Annotated in this window: 8 protein-coding genes; 6 read left to right on the forward strand and 2 right to left on the reverse strand. The window is 48.4% G+C overall.

All coding sequences use genetic code 11. The features are described 5' to 3' along the window. Positions 1–69: 69 nt before the first annotated feature. Entirely contained in the window at positions 70–1,248 is a 1,179-nt protein-coding gene (locus tag ACYIA1_RS03180; protein WP_009017098.1) for an ATP-binding protein, read from the forward strand. 38 nt (positions 1,249–1,286) lie between these two features. Beyond that, positions 1,287–4,838, forward strand: a complete 3,552-nt coding sequence (nifJ, locus tag ACYIA1_RS03185) for a pyruvate:ferredoxin (flavodoxin) oxidoreductase (RefSeq protein WP_122379126.1) — start codon at positions 1,287–1,289, stop codon at positions 4,836–4,838. Between the two features lie 261 nt (positions 4,839–5,099). Here nifJ and ACYIA1_RS03190 read toward each other — a convergent pair whose 3' ends face one another. Together ACYIA1_RS03190 and ACYIA1_RS03195 are read right to left on the reverse strand one after the other, a co-directional pair. Continuing rightward, the gene (locus ACYIA1_RS03190; protein WP_195283756.1) at positions 5,100–6,269 is read right to left on the reverse strand and encodes a porin; all 1,170 of its coding nucleotides are present in this window, start codon (positions 6,267–6,269) and stop codon (positions 5,100–5,102) included. 147 nt (positions 6,270–6,416) lie between these two features. Further along, a complete protein-coding gene (locus tag ACYIA1_RS03195; protein WP_122144168.1) occupies positions 6,417–7,451 on the reverse strand; it encodes an aldo/keto reductase in 1,035 nt (344 codons plus the stop codon). Positions 7,452–7,547: 96 nt separating this feature from the next. Between ACYIA1_RS03195 and ACYIA1_RS03200 the strand changes: the two genes are divergently transcribed. The 4 genes from ACYIA1_RS03200 to ACYIA1_RS03215 all read left to right on the forward strand — a co-directional run bounded on the left by ACYIA1_RS03200 (position 7,548) and on the right by ACYIA1_RS03215 (position 10,487). Then, the gene (locus tag ACYIA1_RS03200; RefSeq protein ID WP_005858281.1) at positions 7,548–8,324 is read left to right on the forward strand and encodes a Cof-type HAD-IIB family hydrolase; all 777 of its coding nucleotides are present in this window, start codon (positions 7,548–7,550) and stop codon (positions 8,322–8,324) included. A 34-nt stretch (positions 8,325–8,358) separates the two neighbouring features. Then, the gene (locus ACYIA1_RS03205; protein ID WP_005858279.1) at positions 8,359–8,901 is read left to right on the forward strand and encodes a beta-class carbonic anhydrase; all 543 of its coding nucleotides are present in this window, start codon (positions 8,359–8,361) and stop codon (positions 8,899–8,901) included. Between the two features lie 185 nt (positions 8,902–9,086). After that, positions 9,087–9,248: a hypothetical protein gene (locus ACYIA1_RS03210; protein WP_005858277.1), complete on the forward strand. Its 162-nt coding sequence runs from the start codon at positions 9,087–9,089 to the stop codon at positions 9,246–9,248. A 234-nt stretch (positions 9,249–9,482) separates the two neighbouring features. After that, positions 9,483–10,487: a M28 family metallopeptidase gene (locus ACYIA1_RS03215; RefSeq protein WP_122144167.1), complete on the forward strand. Its 1,005-nt coding sequence runs from the start codon at positions 9,483–9,485 to the stop codon at positions 10,485–10,487. Positions 10,488–10,973 lie beyond the last annotated feature (486 nt).

The following is a 10,973-nucleotide window of genomic DNA, read 5'->3' on the forward strand; positions in this document are numbered from 1 at the left end:
CATTGCAAATGAGAAAAGATGTTTATCTTTGCATCGGTAATTCCAAATTTTCAATTACCAATTATGTAGGTGGAAGCATTCTTTAAAACACATAAATATCTGGTAGAGCATCTGTATTCTCCGGTACGAAGGGGATTGATGGATGAGATCAATTGGGAGGATCGGTTGATCGGTGTTAAAGGTTCGCGAGGAGTCGGAAAGACCACTTTCTTGTTAGACTATGCCCGTGAATATTTTGGTGCCGATAATAAGGAATGCTTATACATTAATTTAAATCATTTCTATTTTACGGAGCGTACACTCGTTGATTTCGCCGCCGAGTTTCGGGCTAAAGGCGGAAAGGTGTTGTTGATAGACCAAGTATTTAAGTATTCCAACTGGTCGAGAGAGTTGCGGTATTGCTATGATAATTTCGAGGACTTGAAGATCGTTTTCTCCGGCTCGTCGGTGATGCGTCTGAAAGAGGAGAATCCGGACCTGTCCGGCAAGGTGGTATCGTATAACCTCAGGGGGTTCTCGTTCCGTGAGTTCTTGAACTTGATGTCGGGGAACCAGTTTCCCGCGTACACGTTCGATGAGGTATTAGAGAATCATCAGGAAATCGCCAAACGTATTTGCTCGGTCGTAAGGCCGATGGCTTATTTCCAAGATTATCTACATCATGGTTTTTATCCGTTCTTCTTGGAAAAGCGCAACTTCTCCGAGAACCTGCTGAAGACCATGAACATGATGCTAGAGGTGGACGTGTTATACATAAAACAAATCGAACAAAGCTACCTGCCAAAGCTACGCAAACTACTCTACTTATTGGCTACGAGCGCTCCTTGTACCCCAAACGTGAGTCAGTTGAGCAAGGATATTGAGACATCCCGGGCCACCGTGATGAACTATATCAAGTATTTGACAGATGCCCGTTTGATGAATATGCTGTATCCGGTGGGCGAATCCTTTCCGAAGAAACCCTCCAAGGTATATATGTATAACTCGAACCTGATGTACCCCATCCGTCCGATGGAGGTAAATGCCGGGGCAGTGCGTGAGTCGTTCTTTTATAACCAACTATTGAAAGACAATAAGCTGAATGAAGGAAACAAGAACGCCCACTTTCTGGTGAATACGATGTATAATTTCCGGATCGAGGAAAGCATGAAAGTGAAGAACAATCCGGATATGTACTATGCTGTCGATAAGACCGAGATCGGGGAGGGGAACATGATCCCGCTTTGGTTGTTCGGTTTTCTATATTAAGTAAGAATCTTTTTTAATACTAATAGTTTTATAGGTCTATGACAAAACAGAAGAAATTTTTAACCTGTGATGGTAATCAGGCCGCTGCTCATATCTCGTATATGTTCAGCGAGGTAGCCGCGATTTACCCCATCACTCCGTCGTCTACAATGGCTGAATATGTAGATGAATGGGCTGCAGCCGGACGTAAGAATATTTTCGGCGAGACTGTAATGGTACAGGAAATGCAATCAGAGGGTGGTGCCGCAGGTGCTGTTCACGGTTCATTGCAAGCTGGTGCCTTGACAACAACCTACACTGCTTCTCAAGGTTTGTTGCTTATGATCCCTAATATGTACAAGATCGCCGGTGAATTGCTTCCTTGCGTTTTCCACGTATCCGCTCGTACATTGGCTTCTCATGCGTTGTGTATCTTCGGTGACCATCAAGACGTGATGTCTGCCCGTCAGACAGGTTTCGCCATGTTGGCTGAGGGTTCCGTACAGGAGGTTATGGACTTGGCCGGTGTCGCTCACTTGGCTACGATCAAGTCTCGTGTGCCGTTCGTGAACTTCTTCGACGGTTTCCGTACCTCTCACGAGATCCAGAAGATCGAGGCTTTGGAGAATGAGGACTTGGCTCCGCTTATCGACCAGAAGGCCTTGGCTGAGTTCCGTGCCCGTGCCTTGAACCCGGAGAGACCGGTCGCTCGCGGTATGGCCGAGAACCCGGATCATTTCTTCCAACACAGAGAATCTTCCAACACGTACTACGAGGCGGTTCCCGCTATCGTAGAAGAATATATGAACGAGGTTTCCAAGATCACAGGCCGTAAATACGGTTTGTTCGATTATTACGGAGCTGAGGACGCTGAGCGCGTGATCATCGCCATGGGTTCTGTTACGGAGGCCGCTCGTGAGGCTATCGATCACTTGATCGCTAAGGGCGAGAAGGTAGGTTTGGTATCCGTTCACTTGTATCGTCCGTTCTCCGCTAAGCATTTCTTGGCTGCCGTGCCTAAGACCGCTAAGCGTATCGCCGTATTGGATCGCACGAAAGAGCCGGGTGCTAACGGTGAGCCGTTGTATCTGGACGTAAAAGACTGCTTCTATGGTCAGGAGGATGCTCCGGTTATCGTAGGTGGCCGTTATGGTCTGGGTTCTAAGGATACGACTCCGGCTCAGATCCTGTCCGTATTCGAGAACTTGGCGTTGCCGATGCCGAAGAACCAGTTCACGATCGGTATCGTGGATGACGTTACTTTCACTTCTCTGCCTCAGAAGGAAGAGATCGCCTTGGGCGGTGAGGGTATGTTCGAGGCTAAGTTCTACGGTTTGGGTGCCGACGGTACGGTAGGCGCTAACAAGAACTCGGTGAAGATTATCGGTGATAACACGGATAAATACTGTCAGGCTTATTTCTCTTACGACTCTAAGAAATCCGGTGGTTTCACTTGTTCTCACTTACGTTTCGGTGATCATCCGATCCGTTCTACTTATTTGGTGAATACCCCGAACTTCGTGGCTTGCCACGTTCAGGCTTATTTGCGCATGTACGACGTGACTCGTGGTTTGCGTGAGAACGGTACCTTCTTGTTGAATACCGTTTGGGGCGCTGAGGAGTTGGCTAAGCACTTGCCTAATAAGGTAAAACGTTACTTCGCTCAGAAGAATATCACTGTATATTATATCAACGCTACACAGATCGCTTTGGAGATCGGTTTAGGTAACCGTACCAATACGATCCTTCAGTCCGCTTTCTTCCGTATCACGGGTGTTATCCCTGTAGACTTGGCTATCGAGCAGATGAAGAAATTCATCGTTAAGTCTTACGGTAAGAAGGGAGAGGACGTAGTTAACAAGAACTATGCGGCTGTAGACCGTGGTGGCGAGTACAACCAATTGACGGTTGATCCCGCTTGGGCTAACCTTCCGGATGATGAGGCTGTCGTAAACAACGATCCCGCTTTCATCAACGAGGTAGTTCGTCCGATCAACGCTCAGGATGGCGACTTATTGAAGGTTTCCGCATTCAAGGGCATCGAGGATGGTACTTGGGCGCAAGGAACCGCTAAATACGAGAAACGTGGCGTGGCCGCTTTCGTTCCGGTTTGGAATGAGGCGAACTGTATCCAGTGTAACCAATGCGCTTACGTTTGTCCTCACGCTTCTATCCGTCCGTTCGTATTGAACGATGAGGAGCAGAAGGGCGCTAGCTTCGCTATGTTGGACGTGAAGGCTCCGGCCGCTATGAAGGGTATGAAGTTCCGTATGCAGGTAGACGTTCTCGACTGTCTGGGTTGCGGTAACTGCGCCGATATCTGTCCGGGATTCAAGGGCAACAAGGCTTTGTCTATGGTTCCGCTGGAAGGCCAGTTGGCTGAGGCCGATAACTGGAACTACTGCGTGGCTAACGTTTCTTCTAAGCAAAACTTGGTAGACGTGAAGTCTAACGTGAAGAACTCACAGTTCGCTACTCCGTTGTTTGAATTCTCAGGCGCTTGCTCCGGTTGTGGCGAGACTCCGTACGTGAAGTTGATCACCCAGTTGTTCGGCGACCGCGAGATGGTGGCTAACGCTACCGGATGTTCTTCTATCTACTCCGGTTCTGTTCCTTCCACTCCTTATACAACGAACGAGAAGGGTCAAGGTCCTGCTTGGGCAAACTCTTTGTTCGAGGACTTCTGCGAGTTCGGCTTGGGTATGGAATTGGCGAACGAGAAGATGCGTAAACGTTTGGAAGGCTTGTTGCAACAGATCACCGTGGGCGAGCATGCTCCGGCTGAGGCCAAGGAGATAGCTGCCGCTTGGATCGCTAACCAGAACGATGCCGAGAAGACGAAGGAATTGGCTCCGCAGGTAATGGCATTCGTTGAGCAAGGCATCAAGGAGGGTTGTCCGGTTTGCGCTCAGATCAAGGAATTGTCTCACTTCTTGGTAAAACGTTCTCAATGGATTATCGGTGGTGACGGCGCTTCTTACGATATCGGTTACGGTGGTTTGGATCACGTGATCGCTTCCGGCAAGAACGTAAATATCTTGGTATTGGATACGGAGGTTTACTCTAACACGGGTGGTCAGTCCTCGAAGGCTACTCCGGTGGGCGCTATCGCTAAGTTCGCCGCTTCCGGTAAGAGGGTACGTAAGAAAGACCTTGGCTTGATGGCTACTACTTACGGTTACGTATATGTGGCTCAGATCGCTATGGGTGCCGACCAAGCCCAGACATTGAAGGCGATCCGCGAGGCCGAGGCTTACGACGGTCCTTCATTGATCATCGCCTACGCTCCTTGTATCAACCACGGTTTGAAGAAGGGTATGGGTAAGTCGCAAGCTGAGGAGAAAGAAGCCGTAGCATGCGGTTACTGGCACTTGTGGCGTTACAACCCGGCTTTGGAGGCAGAGGGCAAGAATCCGTTCACCTTGGATAGCAAGGAGCCGGATTGGAGCAAGTTCCAAGACTTCTTGAAGGGTGAGGTTCGTTTCGCTTCCGTAGCTAAACAATATCCGGCTGAGGCCGCTGAGTTGTTTGCCGCCGCCGAGGAGAACGCTAAATGGCGTCTGCGTAGCTACAAACGTATGGCTGCCGAGAATTGGGATGTAGAGGCTTAATATAACAGGTCTTTAGTATAGAATGAGGGCGGTGTCTCCGGAAACGGAAGGCACCGCTTTTTTTATGGGGTGGATGGGGGAAGCTGCACATAAGGCAATACGGACCTGTACTACCGTATGTGTCGGCCTGTACTTCCTTATGTGTCAGCCCGCGCTACCGTATCTACAAATCCGTACTAACGTATCTACACGTTTGCACGAACGTATCTGCAAGTATGTACTAACGTATCTACAAGCTTGTACTACCGCATGCGCGGTTTGTCAGAAGACCGGGATCGAATAGACCAGCCCCAGCGATATGCGGTGTGTATCCGGCTCTATGGCTCCCATTCGCGTGGCGGCTTTCTCTAGGATAACGCCCCGGTAGGTGTATAGGACGAATACGAAAAGGTCGAGTTGCTTGAAGGGGAAGAATTCCACGCTACTCTGCGCGTTCCACGAACGGCGGTACATCCCTTTCCGGAAATCACCGTTGCTCTTATACACCCGGGCGGTCTCGTACGCCCCTTTCACGTAAACGTTCCATTGGGGGTGGACACGGTAATCCACGTCGCCGATAATCGATAGGTATTCGGTGTTCATGGCGGTGTGAGGCGTGCCGGGCAGACGGCTGACGACCCCATGTTGGTCGATCCCTTGGCGGGTGTACATAACGTCGAGGTACGTTAGCAACGGGCCTTTCTCATAGGTATTGCCACAGGTGAAATAGTAGGAATAGCGCTTGCGGGTCTGCTGTCCGACGGCGGTGGCATAACGCAGTTGCAAGGTCTTGTCCAGATAATAGCTATTCCAGTTGACCGTGTACATGAAGGGTATCTTGGCCTTGGCAGTACCCTCGGGAAGTCCGGTAGGGTAGATGTCCTCATCGTTACCGTTGCGGTTATTCACGATCTGGAAACAAAGCTCGTGGTCCGGGTTGACTTGCCAGTTGCCCGAGATACCGGCTTGGTAGGCGGTCAGTAAATTATTGAACTCGCTAAACTCTCGTACCCGGATGGAATTGACGTAATACTCGTATCCCCCGAAATTAACGAACTGCTTGCCGATCGTGAAATTGAGATTATGCCGTGCCTTTAGGTTCACGTAAGCCAGCTCGAGCGAGGAGGAGAGGTTGTCGAGCGAATAGGGATCGGAGTATTTGTTGAACGACTGCCGGTAATGATACCCCAGCCACTTGCCTACATCCCCCTTGATCTCCAGCCGGACACGGTTCAGCTTGAAGTTCATGCCGTCTAGCTCGTTCCCGACAAACTCAGCGTTGGCCGAGGTGAAAAGCTGGAAGTTCATCTCGGCGCTATTGATCTTGATCTCTCCGTTCGATAATCGTTCCACGAGTGTAGGTTCCCCGTTATTCTCCCGAAGGGTCTCTTGGGCCGTCAGGCTGGCGTTCGTGGCTAGACAAAGCAAGAAAAGTAGAAAATGTTTCTTCATACGATAGATTTAGTTGGTAACAGACTACAAAAGTATAAAAAACGTCTTAACCAAGATACGTTTAAGGGAATGAAAATGGGGGGGTAGGGGATGCGGACTTTCGTGCTATCCGCATCCCGAGGTGTATACGCTTTCGCCAGCGTCCGTCTAGAATCTCAATTGAGAATTCAATTCCGGGAACTGCGCTTGATGCCAATACGGGTAGATCGGGGTCGTCTGGCTTGCCATATCGAGGCGCTTCACCTGCTCCGGGCTGAGGTTCCAGCCTACGGCCTCTAGGTTCTGCCTTAGCTGCTCTTCCGTGCGGGCTCCTATGATAAGGCTGCTTACGGTAGGCCGTTGCAATAACCAGTTCAAGGCGCATTGGGCTACGCTATGCCCGGTCTCCTCGGCTACCTGTTCCAATACCTCCACGATGTCGTATAGGCGTTCGTAAGAAGTAGCCTCGTCGGGTATCGGGCTTCCTCCGCGAGCGACACGCCCATCCGTCGGGATCGGGTTATTCCGGCGGTACTTCCCGCCCAGACGTCCGGCGGATAAAGGGCTCCAGATAATGGCGCCCACCTTCTGGTCGATGCCTAGCGGCATAAGTTCCCACTCAAAATCCCGGTTCAACAAGGAGTAATAAACCTGTTGGGCCACGTACCGGCTCCATCCATACCGCTCCGATACGGAAAGCGACTTCATTAAATGCCAGCCGGAGAAGTTCGAGCAAGCGATATAACGGACCTTCCCGCTCGTCACCAAGTCGTCCAAGGCTCGGAGTGTCTCCTCTACCGGGGTATTCGCGTCGAAACCGTGCATATGATAAATGTCGATATGATCCGTGTTCAATCGTCTCAGGCTCGCCTCGCACGCCTGTATCAGATGGAAACGGGAAGAACCGATGGCGTTACGGCTCTCCGGGCTTAGGTTGAAAGTCGCCTTCGTGGAGATCAAGAGGCGATTCCTCAATCCGTGGATCGCCTTTCCCAAGATTTCCTCGGAAAGACCGTTGGAGTAGACATCCGCCGTATCGAATAGATTCACCCCGGCGTCCAAGCAAAGATTGACCATACGGGTAGCCTCTTCCACCTCGGTATGTCCCCAACCTTCAAAACCATTCGTGCCACCAAAAGTAGCCGTACCTAAACAAAGTGCCGGAACGTATAATCCGGAACCTCCTAGTTGTCTGTATTCCATAAAAAACTATATCTATTATTTGATGAAGGAAATGAAAATACAAATGTAACAAATAAAGTGTATCTTTGTCATTAAAAGAAGATAATAGGTATAAGTATGATTAAGGCAGTATTTTTTGACATTGACGGTACGTTGGTAAGTTTCAAGACGCATAAACTACCGGACTCCACGGTCCGGGCCTTGGACCTGTTGCGAGAAAAGGGAATCAAGGTTTTCATCGCTACCGGCCGCCAGTTGCAATCTATCAATAACCTCGGGACGCAAGAGTTCGATGGCTATGTTACCTTGAACGGAGGATATTGCTTGGCCGGAAAAGATAAGGTTATCTATAAACATAATATCCCGTCGGGGGATATAGAGGCGTTGATCCGCTATCAAGAGAATGAGGAGGCGTTCCCGTGCGCCTTGGTGGAGGAAGATGGGATTTACCAGAACTACGTGGATGATTCTGTGCGACAGCTTTACGACATGCTAGACTTCCCTCATCCTCCCTTGCGTCCTTTGCGTGGCAACGGGGGTAAGGAAGTATACCAGCTGATAGCCTTTTTCTCTCCCGGCCATGAAGAACGTATCATGTCCGTCTTGCCGCATTGCGAGGCTACTCGCTGGAACCCGCTATTTGCGGATGTCGTGCCGCGGGGGAGCAGTAAGGCGGTAGGGATCGATAAGATCATCGAGTATTACGGGATCTCGCTCCACGAGACGATGGCTTTTGGCGATGGAGGCAACGATATGGCCATGCTTCGCCACGCCGGGATCGGGGTAGCCATGGGTAACGCCGGCGACGAGGTGAAAGAGGCGGCGGATTACGTGACCGACTCCGTAGATGACGATGGTGTCATGAACGCTTTAAGACATTTCGATGTTATATAAATAAACAGTTTAATAACGCTAAATCACAAACGCTATGATTGATGAATTGGTAAGCTATAATCGTGAGTTCGTAAAGAACAAGGGGTATGAGAAGTATATCACGAATAAATATCCCGATAAGAAGATCGCCATCGTGTCTTGCATGGATACCCGGCTGACCGAGTTGCTACCCGCCTCCTTGGGCATCAAGAATGGAGACGTGAAAATTATAAAGAACGCGGGGGCGATCATATCCCACCCCTTCGGAAGCGTTATCCGGAGCTTGATGGTGGCGATTTACGAGCTTGGGGTTGTAGAGGTAATGATAATCGGGCATACCGATTGCGGAGCCAAGCACATGAATAGCTCCGAGATGATCGAAAAGATGAAAGAGCGGGGAATTCCGCAGGAACGAATAGATATGATCCGATATTGCGGTATAAACTTCGAGTCGTGGTTGCGGGGATTCGAGACCTCCGAGGCTTCCGTGCACGAGACCGTGGAGCAAATTCGGAATCATCCGCTGATTCCGTCGGATATAACGGTAAGAGGGTTTGTAATAGACTCTGTTACAGGTGAATTAACGCCGGTGGAGTAATCCCCGGCGTATTTAGACTTATTTGCACAATTCATAAATAATCGAAAAAATGAAATATTTTATTATGTTCTACAACATTGTTTCGGATAAAATGGTTATCTTTGTAACGAATTAAGAAAGAAAGATCGTTTTAGGATTATTTATTAACGGCTTTCCAAGCGTGGGAAGCGTAAAACAAAAAGATTATGATGATGAGAGAAAATGAGAAAAGCCTTCGTGCTTTAGCGATGTTGCGTTATCAAGCAGATCGTTACCAGTCAGCTGGCAATGGTGCCATGAGTCAGCGATTAAACGCTGAGATCCGTCGCCTTATGAGCGAAATGAGTGTAGATGCGGATAAGAACTAAAAGACCGCGTCTTTTTTAAGTAAAGAATTAAAGTAAGAAATAAATTAGATGTCATCTCTTACCTCCGTTCAAAACGGAATGGTGAGAGATAGGAAATGAGGATTACCTTTGGCGATACGGCCGGGTGAGCCTTTTTTTTGTGCCCTTTCCTTTCCTCCTCCTTCGCGTATCAGGGAAATTACTTATATTTGTGGATGAAAAAGCTAAAACAATAATCATTTGAACACAAAAACGATGAAAAAAGCAGGATTACTCTTAATGTCGCTGGCATTAAGTACGGCTCTTTGGGCGGAAAGTCCGGAGAAGAAAGGTTTGGACGTGATAAATAGATCGACCGCCGAGGCGCATATCGGTTTCTTGGCCGATGATGATCTGGAGGGCCGTGAGGCCGGTTTCCGTGGAGGCCGTATAGCGGGCGATTATATCGTGGCGAACCTGAAATCATTGGGTATCGACCCTGTAGGAGACTCTTATTACCATCCGTTTGAGGCTTACCATATGGAACGCCAGAAGAGAGGGGCCCGCTGGCAGGTGCAGCCGGATTCCATAGCGGCTATCAAGCAAACCGGTGTTTTCCAGAAACTTTCCTTGAATAATATCTTGGGTAAGATAGAGGGCAAGAACCCGAACGAGATCGTGATTGTCGGCGCTCACTATGACCATCTGGGTATCGACCCGATGCTGGATGGCGACCAGATCTATAACGGGGCGGACGATAACGCCTCCGGAGTCTCTGCCGTTTTGCAGATAGCGAGGGCTTTCCTTGCCACGGGCCAGCAACCGGAGCGAACCGTTATATTCGCTTTCTGGGACGGTGAGGAGAAAGGGCTTCTCGGATCGAAAGCCTTCGTTCAGTCTTTTCCAGAGATAAAGAACGTGAAAGGATATTTGAATTTCGATATGATCGGCCGTAACAATAACGAGGCGAAGCCTACCCATGTGGTTTATTTCTATACAGAGGCGCACCCTGCTTTCGGCGATTGGCTGAAGAACGATATCAAGAAATACAACTTGAATCTGGCACCGGATTATCGTCCGTGGGATAACCCGGTAGGAGGGAGTGATAACGGTTCCTTCGCTAAGATAGGTATCCCTATTATCTGGTATCATACCGACGGGCATCCGGATTACCATCAACCGAGCGACCATGCCGACCGGATTAATTGGGACAAGGTGGTGAATATCACGAAGGCCTCGTTCCTTAATATGTGGTATATGGCGAATGAGAAAGATTTTTAGAGATTATACGTCTTTTTCAATAGAAGATATCTAATAAAAGTAAGTTAACTTCATCGGCGAAGTAAGTTAACTTACTTTGGCATTTTAATTAACTTACTTTGCCGATGAAGCTGGCTTGCTTTTATATTCTGAAAAAACGCTTGAATTACTGTAATTTCATATCTTACCGCAGATACTTAGTTCTACATGAACTCAAGTCGATTTTAACTTAAAATCGTTTATATTTCTAATTTTATATTGTAAAACATAAAAAATAAGGGAGGATTTATTTAATTATAATAACACAATGTAATGAATATTTCATATCTTTGCCTCCGATATAAAATGTGCTAGGTATTTTGGCGCCAACTAAATAAAACAACTTCTACTTAAGAAAAGTTCATGTAGGACTCCGATAGTTAGCCCATTTTTTATTTGAACTTAATTACGCTAGAACTCAGGAGTGAGTGTATGTATGTGAATAATTTTAAAAGACAAATGTTTCGC

The organism is Parabacteroides sp. KHUB-02 (assembly GCF_056640955.1).